The sequence below is a fragment of the Pseudomonas sp. M2 genome (genome assembly GCF_015751845.1).
In the GTDB taxonomy this organism is placed as follows: domain Bacteria; phylum Pseudomonadota; class Gammaproteobacteria; order Pseudomonadales; family Pseudomonadaceae; genus Aquipseudomonas; species Aquipseudomonas putida_E.
In genome coordinates, this window is record NZ_JADOUD010000001.1 from 1152501 (window position 1) to 1165448 (window position 12948).

At 61.5% G+C, this 12948-nt stretch carries 12 protein-coding genes and 1 rRNA gene (1 of these 13 cut by a window edge); 4 read left to right on the forward strand and 9 right to left on the reverse strand.

The features are described 5' to 3' along the window. A 16S ribosomal RNA gene (locus IWW33_RS05450) occupies window positions 1-654 on the reverse strand (it extends 883 nt beyond the left edge of the window). A gap of 456 nt (window positions 655-1110) precedes the next feature. Here IWW33_RS05450 and IWW33_RS05455 point away from each other — a divergent pair. Both IWW33_RS05455 and IWW33_RS05460 read left to right on the forward strand, forming a co-directional pair. Further along, on the forward strand, window positions 1111-2007 hold the full coding sequence (locus IWW33_RS05455; protein ID WP_174142039.1) for a formate/nitrite transporter family protein: 897 nt from the start codon (window positions 1111-1113) through the stop codon (window positions 2005-2007). A gap of 223 nt (window positions 2008-2230) precedes the next feature. After that, complete coding sequence (locus IWW33_RS05460; RefSeq protein WP_174142040.1) at window positions 2231-3316, forward strand: diguanylate cyclase; 1086 nt, start codon at window positions 2231-2233, stop codon at window positions 3314-3316. A gap of 14 nt (window positions 3317-3330) precedes the next feature. On the opposite strand, the gene IWW33_RS05465 is transcribed toward IWW33_RS05460, so the two are convergent. After that, window positions 3331-3654, reverse strand: a complete 324-nt coding sequence (locus IWW33_RS05465; RefSeq protein WP_196914252.1) for a DUF2025 family protein — start codon at window positions 3652-3654, stop codon at window positions 3331-3333. A gap of 185 nt (window positions 3655-3839) precedes the next feature. On the opposite strand from IWW33_RS05465, the gene IWW33_RS05470 reads away from it, so the two are divergent. Then, entirely contained in the window at window positions 3840-5021 is a 1182-nt protein-coding gene (locus tag IWW33_RS05470) for a GAF domain-containing sensor histidine kinase (RefSeq protein ID WP_115273743.1), read from the forward strand. A gap of 49 nt (window positions 5022-5070) precedes the next feature. Here the strand turns inward: IWW33_RS05470 and IWW33_RS05475 are convergent, their stop codons facing one another. The 7 genes from IWW33_RS05475 to IWW33_RS05500 all read right to left on the reverse strand — a co-directional run bounded on the left by IWW33_RS05475 (window position 5071) and on the right by IWW33_RS05500 (window position 9936). Continuing rightward, complete coding sequence (locus IWW33_RS05475; protein WP_115273742.1) at window positions 5071-5937, reverse strand: HlyD family secretion protein; 867 nt, start codon at window positions 5935-5937, stop codon at window positions 5071-5073. Window positions 5938-5948: 11 nt separating this feature from the next. Beyond that, on the reverse strand, window positions 5949-6155 hold the full coding sequence (locus IWW33_RS05480; RefSeq protein WP_046787720.1) for a DUF1656 domain-containing protein: 207 nt from the start codon (window positions 6153-6155) through the stop codon (window positions 5949-5951). Then, the gene (locus IWW33_RS05485; RefSeq protein ID WP_196914253.1) at window positions 6142-8130 is read right to left on the reverse strand and encodes an FUSC family protein; all 1989 of its coding nucleotides are present in this window, start codon (window positions 8128-8130) and stop codon (window positions 6142-6144) included. The genes IWW33_RS05480 and IWW33_RS05485 overlap by 14 nt, the downstream gene beginning before the upstream one ends. 180 nt (window positions 8131-8310) lie before the next feature. Continuing rightward, complete coding sequence (ccoM, locus tag IWW33_RS26850; RefSeq protein ID WP_008097462.1) at window positions 8311-8427, reverse strand: cytochrome c oxidase subunit CcoM; 117 nt, start codon at window positions 8425-8427, stop codon at window positions 8311-8313. Between the two features lie 135 nt (window positions 8428-8562). Then, window positions 8563-8724 carry a hypothetical protein gene (locus IWW33_RS05490; RefSeq protein ID WP_174142042.1) on the reverse strand — a complete coding sequence of 54 codons (162 nt, stop codon included), beginning with the start codon at window positions 8722-8724 and terminating at the stop codon, window positions 8563-8565. A gap of 78 nt (window positions 8725-8802) precedes the next feature. Beyond that, a complete protein-coding gene (locus IWW33_RS05495; RefSeq protein ID WP_046787722.1) occupies window positions 8803-9132 on the reverse strand; it encodes a hypothetical protein in 330 nt (109 codons plus the stop codon). 108 nt (window positions 9133-9240) lie between these two features. Beyond that, window positions 9241-9936 carry a hypothetical protein gene (locus IWW33_RS05500; protein ID WP_174142079.1) on the reverse strand — a complete coding sequence of 232 codons (696 nt, stop codon included), beginning with the start codon at window positions 9934-9936 and terminating at the stop codon, window positions 9241-9243. A gap of 130 nt (window positions 9937-10066) precedes the next feature. On the opposite strand from IWW33_RS05500, the gene rapA reads away from it, so the two are divergent. Beyond that, on the forward strand, window positions 10067-12913 hold the full coding sequence (gene rapA, locus IWW33_RS05505; RefSeq protein WP_125924208.1) for an RNA polymerase-associated protein RapA: 2847 nt from the start codon (window positions 10067-10069) through the stop codon (window positions 12911-12913). Window positions 12914-12948: the final 35 nt, after the last annotated feature.

The following is a 12948-nucleotide window of genomic DNA, read 5'->3' on the forward strand; positions in this document are numbered from 1 at the left end:
CGTACTCTAGCTTGCCAGTTTTGGATGCAGTTCCCAGGTTGAGCCCGGGGCTTTCACATCCAACTTAACAAACCACCTACGCGCGCTTTACGCCCAGTAATTCCGATTAACGCTTGCACCCTCTGTATTACCGCGGCTGCTGGCACAGAGTTAGCCGGTGCTTATTCTGTCGGTAACGTCAAAACACTAACGTATTAGGTTAATGCCCTTCCTCCCAACTTAAAGTGCTTTACAATCCGAAGACCTTCTTCACACACGCGGCATGGCTGGATCAGGCTTTCGCCCATTGTCCAATATTCCCCACTGCTGCCTCCCGTAGGAGTCTGGACCGTGTCTCAGTTCCAGTGTGACTGATCATCCTCTCAGACCAGTTACGGATCGTCGCCTTGGTGAGCCATTACCCCACCAACTAGCTAATCCGACCTAGGCTCATCTGATAGCGCAAGGCCCGAAGGTCCCCTGCTTTCTCCCGTAGGACGTATGCGGTATTAGCGTTCCTTTCGAAACGTTGTCCCCCACTACCAGGCAGATTCCTAGGCATTACTCACCCGTCCGCCGCTGAATCAAGGAGCAAGCTCCCGTCATCCGCTCGACTTGCATGTGTTAGGCCTGCCGCCAGCGTTCAATCTGAGCCATGATCAAACTCTTCAGTTCAATACTGCTTGGGTTTTTAAGAAACCCTAAACTTGGCTCAGCAATCTCAAATGACTATGTGATTTCTCGCATGGTCACTTGTGATGCTGATAATCTTTCTGACTATCAGTCCATACTCACAAGCACCCACACGAATTGCTTGATTCGATTTGTTAAAGAGCGTTTGGTTAAGAGCTTTTCGTCTCAACCGAGGCGCGCATTCTACGCTTTCCTCATTTGCTGTCAAGCGTTTGTTTTGAAGTTTTTTTGAATCTGCTTTCTTTCAAAAGCCTTGAACTTCAACAACTTACCGCCTGCCTCGTTGCGTTCAACGCTGCGAGGAGGCGAATAATACGCGGTTTGAAATTTGAGTCAACACCTTGATCTAAAAAACTTCAAGATGCATTTTGCAGCCGCCCGGCAACTAAATGCATGAACCATCGCTCTGTAGATAAACACTCCGTGGAGGGCAATGGCATGAGCGATGCGCAGAGCGAGAAGACCCCTGGCCTGTCGGCTGATGAAGAGAAGGAAGTCAGCCATAACCAACCCCCGAGGGCGGCGGTTCTGCACGAGATCATTCGCTACCAGGGCGACCAGGAACTGGAGCGCACCCTCGCGGCGCTGTGGTGGTCGGCCCTGGCAGCAGGCCTGACCATGGGCCTTTCATTCATGGCCATGGGGCTGTTCTACGCTCGCCTGCCGGAGGGTGAGAGTGCCCAGGTTGTCGCCAGCATTGGCTACAGCGCAGGCTTTCTTGCGGTGATCCTGGCGCGTCAGCAACTGTTTACTGAAAACACCATCACAGCGGTGCTGCCGATCATGACAACGCCGACCTTCGCCAACCTCGGGCGCCTTTTGCGGCTGTGGGGCGTAGTGCTGGTCGGCAACCTGGCAGGCACCTTGCTGGTCGCCTGGGTCATGCTCGAACTACCCATTTTCGACAGCAAGACGGATGTCGCCTTCCTCGAGATCGGCCGCAAGGTGATGGAGAACGATATCAGCCAGATGTTCGCCAAGGGCATTGTATCGGGCTGGATGATAGCGACCATGGTGTGGATGATCCCGTCCATGGAGCACGCCAAGATCTGGATCATCCTGATGATCACCTACCTGATGGCCCTGGGCGACTTCACTCACATCGTCGTAGGCTCGGTCGAGGTGTCCTATCTGGTCTGGGCCGGAGACGAATCCTGGCGCAGCTTCTGGCTTGAGTTTGCCCTGCCGACCCTGGCCGGGAACATCATTGGTGGCAGCTTCATTTTCGCGCTGATCAGCCACGCGCAGGTGCGCAGCGACAGCGGCAAGCCACCTTCGCAGCTATTAAAGGATGAAAAAAAGTCTTCATTCGGCAAGCAGGACAACAAGCAATGACCTTCAGCGCACCGCCGCAGCAGGTTCAGGCCCGCCAATGGAATCCGCCATGAGCATCATGAGTGGCAAGCCCCCAGGCACAAAAAAACACGCAGCCCCCCATAGGGGCCGCATCAACCGTGAAATGGCTTGCAAGGTCATTTTTCGTCAATGGCAGACTGTTGAACACTATTGACGTGAGTTGTGCGATAAACGGCGACTCAGCAGAAGAACGACCACCATCATGGACAACCGCAGCGGCAAGGGACTTTCTTTCGTCAGGCGTATCTACCTGCCGCGCATGATCGGCCTGGGCATTGGCCTGTTCAGCGTCGCTGCAGCGGTCGCGCCACTTTCGCCCCCCACCTGGGCATGGTTGCTGCTGCTCTTCAACGGCTTGCTCTGGCCCCATGTGGCCTACCAGTGGGCACGGCGGTCGATTGCACCGTACCAGGCGGAACAGCGCAACCTGCTGCTGGATTCACTGATGGGTGGTTTCTGGACCGCAGCCATGCATTTCAACCCCCTGCCCTGCGTCACTGTGCTCTCGATGATGACCATGAACAATGTGGCCGCTGGCGGCAAGCGCTTGGTCATGCGAGGGCTAGTGGCGCAACTGGTCGGCATGCTGCTGGCCAGCGCACTGCTGGGCACAGGGCTGCAGCTCAACGCCACACCACTGCAGATCTTTGCCTGCCTGCCAATGCTGACACTCTATCCACTGGCCCTGGGCTGGGTGTGCTACCGCCTGGCGATCAAGCTTGCCGAACACAAGCGCCGCCTTCGCGACCTGAGCCTGACTGACAGCCTGACCGGGCTGCTCAATCACGGCGCCTGGAAGGACCTGCTCCTGCTGCGCTTCCAGACTTGCCAGAACTTGCAAATGCCATCAGTGATTGCCCTGATCGATATCGACCATTTCAAGACCATCAATGACACGTTCGGCCACGTGATCGGCGATTGCGTGCTGCGACAGATGAGCGACGAGCTCAGACGCAACCTGCGGGCGGGCGACCTGGCGGGGCGCTATGGTGGCGACGAATTTTGCGTGATTCTGCCCGATACCAGTGAGCGTGAGGCCAGGCAGGCCATGGAGCGTCTGCGCGAGCGCATCGTTTGCTACCGTGACCCACAACTGCCGCATTTGAAAATCAGCCTGAGTATCGGCATGTCAGCCTTCCGGGCAGACCTCCAATCCCCCGAACACTGGCTGGAAAAGGCCGACAAGGCACTCTATTGCGCCAAGCGACGCGGTCGCGATCAGGTCAATTTCGAACATGACGAGACCACGGCGCTTCAGCCGGTATCCCAGGCAGAATATCCTCGCTGACCGCCGTTGCGCTGTCAGCAGCGCAACGAGCGCTGCGCCAGAATTGCCGGCAGGTCAGTGCGCCGCAGATACTGGCGCAACGGTTCGCCAATATTCAGCCGATCGTCCACATGCTGCTCCAGCAGCAGCGCCAGGCGCTGCCGACACAGCGCCATGCGCGCGTCCTGTTCCGGCCGCCAGACGAATTCACTGCACGGGATGATGCTCTCGTCAGCCACGTCCATACCGAACGCGTCTTCGGAGAAACGCACGATATGGACGCCGCGTTTGCCATGAAAGCCGACAAAGCCTTTGAGCTGGTCGGCAGCACTGCAGATGTCCTGGGATGTGATGGCCATGTCGAAACCTCGCAAATGATTGGAAGTGACACACGCCAGGCGGGCAACGGTCGCCTCTACAGGGCGACGCGCCAGGCCAGCCTAGCTCAATCGCAGGCCGTTTTGCCAAGGTTTTTCGCCACTGGCCCAACCGCCCCGCTAGACTGATGCGCTACCCTATTCCGTCGCCAATTTTGGGACCGTTCATGACCAACGCCATCAGCGCCGATATCGCCACCATCGGACGCATCAGTGCCGTGCCCGCCATCCTTCAGGTCATCTGCGAATCCAGCGGCATGCGTTTCGCCGCCGTGGCACGGGTTACCGAATGCAACTGGACTGCCTGCGCCGTACTCGACAACCTGGGCTTTGGCCTTGAGGTGGGCGGCGAGCTCGAGGTGGCAACCACGTTGTGCCACGAGATTCGCAGCTCTCACCAGACCATCGTGATCGACAAGGCCAGCGAGGATGAACGCTACTGCCGGCACCAAACGCCGCAGCGCTATCGCTTCGAAAGCTACATATCCGTGCCGGTGTTCCGCACAGATGGCCGCTTCTTCGGCACCATTTGCGCCCTGGACCCGAATCCGGCCTCGCTCAAAGGCCAATCAATCCAGCCCATGATGGAGTCGTTCGCACGCTTGCTGGCCATCCAGATCGAGAGTGAGGAGAGTGCCCAGCACACCGAGAGCGCCCTGCGCGAGGAACGGGCGATGGCCGAAGTGCGCGAACAGTTCATCGCGGTGCTAGGCCATGATCTGCGCAATCCGCTGTTTGCCATCACCGCAGGCGCCGAACTGCTGACTCAGCGCCTGGACGAGGACAAGAACCGCGCGATCGCCCGCCACATTCACACTTGCGGGCAGCGGGCTTCACAGCTTGTGCGCGACGTGCTGGATTTCGCCCGAGGCCGGCTCGGCAGCGGCATCCCATTGAACCTGCAGCCCTGCCCCGACCTGTCCGAAGGCCTCATGCATGTCGCTGCAGAACTGCAGCACGTACACCCACAGCGGCAGATCGTCCTGCAGGTCGGTGATATCGGCGGCCTGTACTGTGACCGCGAACGGGTGACCCAGCTACTCTCCAACCTTATCGCCAACGCGCTGACCCATGGTGCGCCTGACGGGCCGGTGACGGTCAGGGCGGCGATTGCCGATGAGGAGTTCGTGCTTAGCGTGCACAACAACGGGCACCCCATCGCCCCACAAACCCTGAACCAATTGTTCCAGCCCTTCACCAGGCCTCTGTCTGCGGCGCCAAGACAGGGGCTTGGCCTTGGCCTTTATATAGCCAATCAGATTGCCCTGGCCCATGGCGGACGCATGGAGGTCATCTCCGATGAGCAACGCGGCACGCTATTCAGCTTTCACTTGCCGGCCAACGCCTGAGGCAGATGCCGGGGCCGTCGACAATCAGCCTGTCATGCATTGCCCATGATCACTCGGGCGAATCCTCGTGAACCTGCACACTGGCCGTCATCCCCGCACTGAGGTTCATGCCTTCGGGAATGTCGTCCAGCCTGATGCGCACAGGTATCCGCTGGGCCAGCCTTACCCAGTTGAAGGTTGGCTCAACCTCCGGCAACAACTGGCTGTCCGGGTTACTGTTACTGTCGGTGATACCCCGGCTGATGCTTTCCACATGCCCCTGCATGGCCTCTCCTGCCCCCATCAGCCAGACCTTCACCGAATCGCCCACACGTATGCGCGGCAATTTGGTTTCCTCGAAATAGGCCTGGATAAAAAAGGTCGAGTCATCCACCAGGGCCATTACCGACTGGCCGGCATTCACATAGTTGCCCTGAGCAAGGCGCAAATTTGTGATGTGCCCACTGCGGGGGGCTCGCACCTCGCTGCGCGCAAGGTTGATTTTCGCCACCTGCAACTGAGCTTGCGCTTCATGCAACTCACCACGGGCAATGGCGGCATTGATTTGCGCGTTTTCGCGCAGCTCGGCGCTGATCGCCCCGGGCCCCAGAGCCGTGCGCCGCGCAGCTTCGCGCTCGCGCAGGTGCAACTGCTGGGTACGCGTTTCTGCCACCGCGCTGGCCTGATCGAATGCAGCCTGAAAGCGCTCACGATCTATGCTCATCAACAGGTCGCCAGCCTTGACCCGCTGGTTGTCCTGCACCTTGAGCTCACGCACCCAGCCGGACACGTCGGGCGCGATGACCACTACGTCGGCCCGCACCCGTGCATCACGTGTCCATGGGGTGAGCATGTAGTACTGCCAGAGTTTATAGCCGGCCAGAACGGCGATGGCGACCACGCAGAGGGTCACCAGGGTACGGACGACAGCACGCATCGAATCACTCCTTACAAAGGCCCCAGCAGGCGGACTACCAGGTACAGCACACAAACGAACAGCGCTGCGTCGAACAGCGCTTCATGCCAGATCCAGCGCCCCAACGGCGTGGCGTGCACGACAAAGCGCAACAAACCGGTAAGCACCAGAGCCAACAGCACGTAGATCAGAAAAGGGCTGAGCAGCACGCCGCCCAACGCCCACTCACGCAACCCCATGGGCTTCCTCCTGCCAGCGGCACCACTTGCCCCAGCTTTTCTGCAACTGCAATACCGCCCCTTCGGCCAGGCGTAACGGGTCACTCGACGGCAGGCGTTGCAGCGCCGCGATAAATCGCTCGCTGGCGGCATCCAGGCGCTGCCCTCGTCCGGCTGCCGGCCCGCTGGCCAGGACTGTTTCCAGTTGCTGCAGATATTCACGTTCGGCATCACCCAGCGGCGCCTGGGCGACTGCCAGGCACATGCGCAAATGCAGCAGTTCGTCGCCGATGTCCAGGCCATGCAGGCCATCGTCCCAATGCTTGCGTTCGGCCTCGGGCAGCTCGCCGGCGTGCCGTGCCAATTGCATCAGACGGTCGGCCATGCGCCCGCCAAACCAGCTGTCGGCACCTCGCAGGTCGCGCCGGGCCAGGCGCACCAGGTCGCTTTGGGTCGCCGCGCGCAGGCGCCGGCCAAGCCAGGCCGGGTGGCGGAACACCAGCAGGCGAAACGCCATGACCGCCGCACCTACACCCACCAGCATGGCCAGCGCACTGTTGAGCATGCTCGCCACACCGAACTGCATGGCATTGAGCGGCGACACCAGTACGATGAAGTGCAGGCAATAAGAAGTCGCCGTGGCCCCGGTGCGCGGGTGAGCCATACCCATAGCCCCAAAGAACAGAGGTACGCCCATCCCCAGGCAAAGCATTGCAAAACTGCTCCACTGCGGCAGGATGATCTGCCCCACCAGCAATGCCGTCGGGATCGCCAGCAGGATGCCACGCAAGAAGCTCAGGCCGATCTGCGCACCATTTTCACGGCTGGCGAACAGGCTGCAGACCACACACGTCAGCACCAGGCCTCCGGGCGCGGAAGGCCAGGCAGTGGCAAGCCAGAAACCACTCATCACCAAAAATGCCAGCGCACTGCGTGAACCGAACAGCAACGCCAGCGACCAGTCGCGGTGGGCAGCCAGCCCCTGCGCCACATCCTTCGGCGCCCTGCCCACTTCGACATCATCGAGTGCCTGGGTGGCAGCCATGGCGTAGTCCAGTAGCAGGGTCATGCGCGCCAGGCAAAAATGCTCGGCAGAGCTGATCTGCTCGTCATGCGCGGCGTCCCAGATGCGCTGACGCAACAACAACAGGCTCGGCTGATCGGGCTTGGCCAACAGGGCGCGCACTTCTTCCAGCCATGGGCCAAGACGCAGGGTTTGCTGTTCATCCAGTTGCCGCCACTGGCGACGCACCGAGCGTGAGATCCGCAGCAGCACCATCAGTTTCTGGCTCAGGCCACGAATGGCCCTTGCCCGCTGGCGCCCACGCGGGCCTTCGAACCAGGCATGTTCGCGCTGGGTATCGATGGCAACGATACGCCCCAGGATCTCCAGCAGGCCTTCGCGCGCTTGGTCTTCACCGCCAAGCATGGCACTGGCCGTCTGGAAACCGCTGTGCCAGGCCTGGCGCGCCTGCCCGGCAAGTTGCTGCTCCACGCGCATCGGCCAGAGCAACGCGCTGGTGGCCGTTGCACAGAAGATCCCCAGGCAGATCTCGGTACAGCGCGCCACCGCCTGATCGAACACTTGCAGGGGCTTGTCGATCGCGGGCAAAGCAATGATCGCTGCGGTGTAGCCGGCCAGCACAAAGGCATAAGCCCAGGCGCTTCGCAGTTGGGTCGAAGCCGCGGTACACAGGGCCAGCCACAACGCCAGCGTGATGAGAAAAAGCCATGGCGTCTGCGCGAACAGGCCGATGAACAGCACTGACATGAAGGTGCCGACCAAGGTCCCGGCCAAGCGAGCAAGGCCCTTCTGTATCACCATGCCCGACAGGGGTTGGGCCACGATGAACGCGGTCATCAGCGCCCAGGCCGGCTGCTCCAGCCCCCAGCGCATGGCCAGCCACAGGGCAAGGCCGCCGCCAAGCAGGGTTTTGATGGCGAATTTGATGGCGAGGCTGCTGGGTGCGAACAGGGCCTGGAAGGTGATGGGCACGAAACGGACCTTGCGGGGGATGATCTGGTAAACGATAGACAATGAAGGGAAGGATAATGCTGAAACAAATAATTAGCTAGCTAATCATCTTTAGGCGCTGTCATATCAACCGATCAAGGCAAAAAAAAATGGGCGACCGAAGTCGCCCTAAATGCCTTGCGTGCCCGTGAACCTGGAAGGTCAGCGCGGCTTGCGCTTGTTCGAGTCCTTCCAGATGAAAATGCCAAGACCGGCAAAGAACGCGAACATCAACCCGACCGTTACCACACCAGCGATAACCACATTGTCGAAGAACATGTTGGCCTCCCGATTCGTTTGCCGTTGTCCGATGGATGCAAGGTAACGAATACGGGGGACGGGGAAATTGATCGAGGTCAATGGTGCCCGGAGCCGGGCACGCGAGGCGGGCGCAGGGTTGACCTGCGTCAAGTTTCAGCGCTTCTTGGGCTTGTTCTTGGGCTTCTTTTTCTTCGCCTTGCCCAGCGGCATGGCTTGCTCGAACGCCTGACGCACTTCGTTCAGGCGCTTTTCCTTGAGGTCGTGCACGCGCTTGGCACGTTCGGCATCGAAGTCGATGAGGTTGTCTTGGCTCATGGGCGGGCTCGAGGATCAACAGAGACTTGCATGATGCCGCCAGGCGTTGGCCATGACCAGCCCTGCGGCACAGGGCGCCTAGACTTCGATATCGACCAGCAGGCCCTGGCGCGGCTGTTCGCCCATGAGCGGGGCCACCGGTACGGTGTTGTCGCCGTTGACTTCTTCACCCGGCAAGGCACTGTAGCGCTCGTCGCCACCCTGTTTATTACGCCGCTGCTGCCGGCGCTGCTCCTCACGCAGCAGCAAGACCTGCTCCTGCGGGTCGCGTTGCTGCTTGAGGTCAATGGCGCTCTCCCCTGAGGCAGGCTGCGTGGGGACCACGGGCTTGATGTCCGGGGTCGGCTTGACCGGGTCCTGTTGCGAGGTCACTGGGGCGGCACTGAGCGGAATGATCGGCGGCAGCATGAGAATTCTCCTGTGCCCAGTGTATCGGCCGGTTGTCAGCCGCCTTGAGGGTCGGCGAATAGGGTAATGCGGCCGAAACCGGCCACGTCATGCCAGTATAGACAGCGGCTATGGAGCTTCGTTGTCAGGGTCGTCATCACTTGGCGGGCTGGCCTCGCTCCAAGGGCGCTTGAAGACCTGCTGCCAGACGGCGTTCATGTGCTCGCGCAGCACTGGCGCCGCGTTCTTCAGCGAGGCACTGTCCTCGCGCTCACCGCCGATCGGGTCTTCGCCTGCCGGGGTGATCAGCGACTGCCCAGTGATGGTGTAACTGGCCTGGCCCTCACGCATCTCGATGGCAATGTCATGCGGGTCGATGCCGCCGCCACAGAACGAATGGCTGGCCACCGTCACCTCGGCGATGCCGTCCTTGTTCAGGTCACCCACATCGCTGACATCGTTGTAGAAGTCGACATCGAGGTCCAGGCCAGGGCAGGTGGTTTCCTGCTCGATCTGCCAGCGCGGCTTGAACCCGTCGCCCTCGGTGGCTCGCCCGTACAGCGTGGCCTTGAGCTCTACCTTGTCCACTTCCTGCTCGGACTCGGCATCGACCGCCTGGCCATCGCTGCGGCTGAGCACCAGCAGGCCTTCACCGTCACGGTCACGGAAATGCACGCTCTTGATCGGCGTCTGCACACCCAGCACCTCGAGCTGCTCCACCGGGATCGCCGGCAGGCTCTCGAAGTTTTTCTGCTCGCAAGCGGCCAGCAGCGCGAGGCTGCCCACGGCCAGAGAGGCGTTCAACCAGCGGTGCTTGAGCGGCATGGCGTGCGTAGCCCTCATCGGCAAGACGGTGTTCTGCGATGAAACAGCTAGACTCTTGGACTTCAACTCTATGGTCCGCCGGGCCTATCCGTTAACATAGCCGGCTTTTCATCGCGGGAGTTCAGGCAGTATGGCGCAGCAGTATCAACCGGGGCAACGCTGGATCAGTGACAGCGAAGCGGAGCTCGGCCTGGGGACCATCCTGGCCCAGGATGGCCGCTTGCTGACCGTGCTCTACCCGGCCACTGGCGACACCCGCCAGTATTCCCTGCGCAATGCGCCGCTGACCCGCGTGCGCTTCTCGCCAGGTGACCAGATCACCCACTTCGAAGGCTGGAAGCTGACGGTACGCGAAGTCGAGGACATCGACGGGCTGATGGTCTACCACGGCCTCGACGGCCAGAACCAGCCGCGCACCCTGCCGGAAACCCAGCTGTCGAATTTCATCCAGTTCCGCCTGGCCAGCGACCGTCTGTTCGCCGGTCAGATCGACCCGCTGTCCTGGTTCAGCCTGCGCTACAACACGCTGCAGCACACCAGCAAGCAGGTCCAGTCGTCGCTGTGGGGCCTGGGAGGCTGCCGCGCGCAGCCGATCGCCCACCAGTTGCACATCGCCCGCGAAGTGGCGGACCGCAGCGCACCTCGCGTACTGCTGGCCGACGAAGTGGGCCTGGGCAAAACCATCGAAGCCGGCCTGGTGATCCACCGCCAGTTGCTGACCGGGCGTGCCAACCGCGTGCTGATCCTGGTACCGGAAAACCTCCAGCACCAATGGCTGGTGGAAATGCGTCGGCGCTTCAACCTGCAGGTGGCACTGTTCGACGCCGAACGTTTCATTGAAAGCGACGCCAGCAACCCGTTCGAGGACGCCCAGTTGGCACTGGTCGCCCTGGAGTGGCTGGTCGAGGACGAAAAGGCCCAGGACGCGCTGTTCGCCGCAGGCTGGGACCTGATGGTGGTCGATGAAGCCCACCACCTGGTATGGCACGAAGACAAGGCCAGTACCGAATACAGCCTGGTCGAGCAACTGGCCCAGGTCATCCCGGGCGTACTGTTGCTCACCGCCACCCCCGAGCAGCTTGGTCAGGACAGTCACTTCGCCCGCCTGCGCCTGCTCGACCCCAATCGCTTCCATGACCTGGCAGCCTTCCGTGCCGAAAGCGAGCACTATCGCCCGGTGGCTGAAGCCGTACAGGAACTGCTCGACGAAGGCCGCCTGTCACCCAAGGCCCACGCCACCATCCAGGGTTTCCTGGGTGCCGAGGGCGAAGCCCTGCTGGCTGCAGTCAGCGATGGCGACAGCCAGGCCAGCGCCCGCCTGATCCGCGAGCTGCTCGACCGCCATGGCACTGGCCGCGTCCTGTTCCGCAACACCCGTGCGGCCATCCAGGGTTTCCCGGAGCGCGAACTGCACCCTTACCCGCTGCCAATGCCGGAACAGTACCGCGACCTGCCAGCCGGCGAGCACGCCGAGCTGTACCCGGAAGTCGCGTTCCAGGCACAAGGTGAAGTCAGCGACGAAGAGCGCTGGTGGCGTTTCGACCCTCGCGTCGACTGGCTGATCGACACCCTGAAGATGCTCAAGCGCACCAAGGTTCTGGTGATCTGCGCCCACGCCGAAACCGCCATGGACCTGGAAGACGCGCTGCGCGTGCGCTCCGGCATTCCGGCCTCGGTGTTCCATGAAGGCATGAGCATCCTTGAGCGCGACCGCGCCGCAGCCTATTTCGCCGACGAAGAGTTCGGCGCCCAGGTGCTGATCTGCTCCGAGATCGGCAGCGAAGGGCGCAACTTCCAGTTCGCCCACCACCTGGTGATGTTCGACCTGCCGGCCCACCCGGACCTGCTCGAGCAGCGCATCGGCCGCCTTGACCGGATCGGTCAGAAGCACGTCATTCAGTTGCACATCCCCTACCTGCAGGAAGGCCCGCAAGAGCGCCTGTTCCAGTGGTACCACGAAGCACTCAACGCCTTCCTCAACACCTGCCCGACCGGCAACGCCCTGCAGCACCAGTTCGGCCCGCGCCTGCTGCCGATGCTCGAAGGCGGGGACAGCAAGGCCTGGGATGCCCTGGTAGCCGAAGCCAAAGGTGAGCGTGAACGCCTGGAAGCAGAACTGCACAGCGGCCGCGACCGCCTGCTGGAGCTCAACTCCGGCGGTGCCGGCGAAGGCCAGGCGCTGGTCGAGGACATCCTTGAGCAGGACGACCAGTTCGCTCTGCCGATCTACATGGAAACCCTGTTCGACGCCTTTGGCATCGACAGCGAAGACCACTCGGAAAACGCCCTCATCCTCAAGCCGAGCGAGAAGATGCTCGACGCCAGCTTCCCGCTGGGCGATGACGAAGGCGTCACCATCACCTACGACCGTGGCCAGGCGCTGTCGCGCGAAGACATGCAGTTCCTCACCTGGGAACACCCGATGGTGCAGGGCGGCATGGACCTGGTACTGTCCGGTTCGATGGGCAACACCGCCGTCGCGCTGATCAAGAACAAGGCGCTCAAGCCTGGCACCGTGCTGCTTGAACTGCTGTTCGTCAGCGAGGTGGTGGCGCCGCGCAGCCTGCAACTGGGCCGCTACCTGCCGCCTGCGGCGCTGCGCTGCCTGCTCGATGCCAACGGCAACGACCTGGCCTCGCGCGTGGCCTTCGAAACGCTCAACGAGCAGCTCGAAAGCGTGCCTCGGGCCAGCGCCAACAAGTTCGTACAGGCCCAGCGTGACGTGCTGGCCAAGCGCATCAGTGGCGGTGAAGCCAAGATCATGCCGACCCACGTCGAGCGTGTGGCAGAGGCGCAACGCCGCTTGGCCGCCGAAGCCGACGAAGAACTGGCGCGCCTGACCGCTCTGAAAGCCGTCAACCCAAGCGTACGCGACAGCGAAATCGACGCCCTGCGCAAGCAGCGCGAAGATGGCCTGGCAATGCTCGAAAAGGCCGCACTGCGCCTGGAGGCGATCCGCGTGCTGGTGGCTGGCTAAGACTGGATTGCAGCCATTGGGGAGGTGCCCATGCA

Excerpts from the sequence above, each read along its gene's own strand:
- IWW33_RS05470 (WP_115273743.1), top strand. The coding sequence starts at position 3,840 with ATGACCAACGCCATCAGCGCCGATATCGCCACCATCGGACGCATCAGT.
- IWW33_RS05490 (WP_174142042.1), bottom strand. The coding sequence starts at position 8,724 with ATGAGCCAAGACAACCTCATCGACTTCGATGCCGAACGTGCCAAGCGC.
- ccoM (WP_008097462.1), bottom strand. The coding sequence starts at position 8,427 with ATGTTCTTCGACAATGTGGTTATCGCTGGTGTGGTAACGGTCGGGTTG.
- IWW33_RS05495 (WP_046787722.1), bottom strand. The coding sequence starts at position 9,132 with ATGCTGCCGCCGATCATTCCGCTCAGTGCCGCCCCAGTGACCTCGCAA.
- IWW33_RS05455 (WP_174142039.1), top strand. The coding sequence starts at position 1,111 with ATGAGCGATGCGCAGAGCGAGAAGACCCCTGGCCTGTCGGCTGATGAA.
- IWW33_RS05480 (WP_046787720.1), bottom strand. The coding sequence starts at position 6,155 with ATGGGGTTGCGTGAGTGGGCGTTGGGCGGCGTGCTGCTCAGCCCTTTT.
- IWW33_RS05500 (WP_174142079.1), bottom strand. The coding sequence starts at position 9,936 with ATGCCGCTCAAGCACCGCTGGTTGAACGCCTCTCTGGCCGTGGGCAGC.
- IWW33_RS05475 (WP_115273742.1), bottom strand. The coding sequence starts at position 5,937 with ATGCGTGCTGTCGTCCGTACCCTGGTGACCCTCTGCGTGGTCGCCATC.
- rapA (WP_125924208.1), top strand. The coding sequence starts at position 10,067 with ATGGCGCAGCAGTATCAACCGGGGCAACGCTGGATCAGTGACAGCGAA.
- IWW33_RS05465 (WP_196914252.1), bottom strand. The coding sequence starts at position 3,654 with ATGGCCATCACATCCCAGGACATCTGCAGTGCTGCCGACCAGCTCAAA.
- IWW33_RS05460 (WP_174142040.1), top strand. The coding sequence starts at position 2,231 with ATGGACAACCGCAGCGGCAAGGGACTTTCTTTCGTCAGGCGTATCTAC.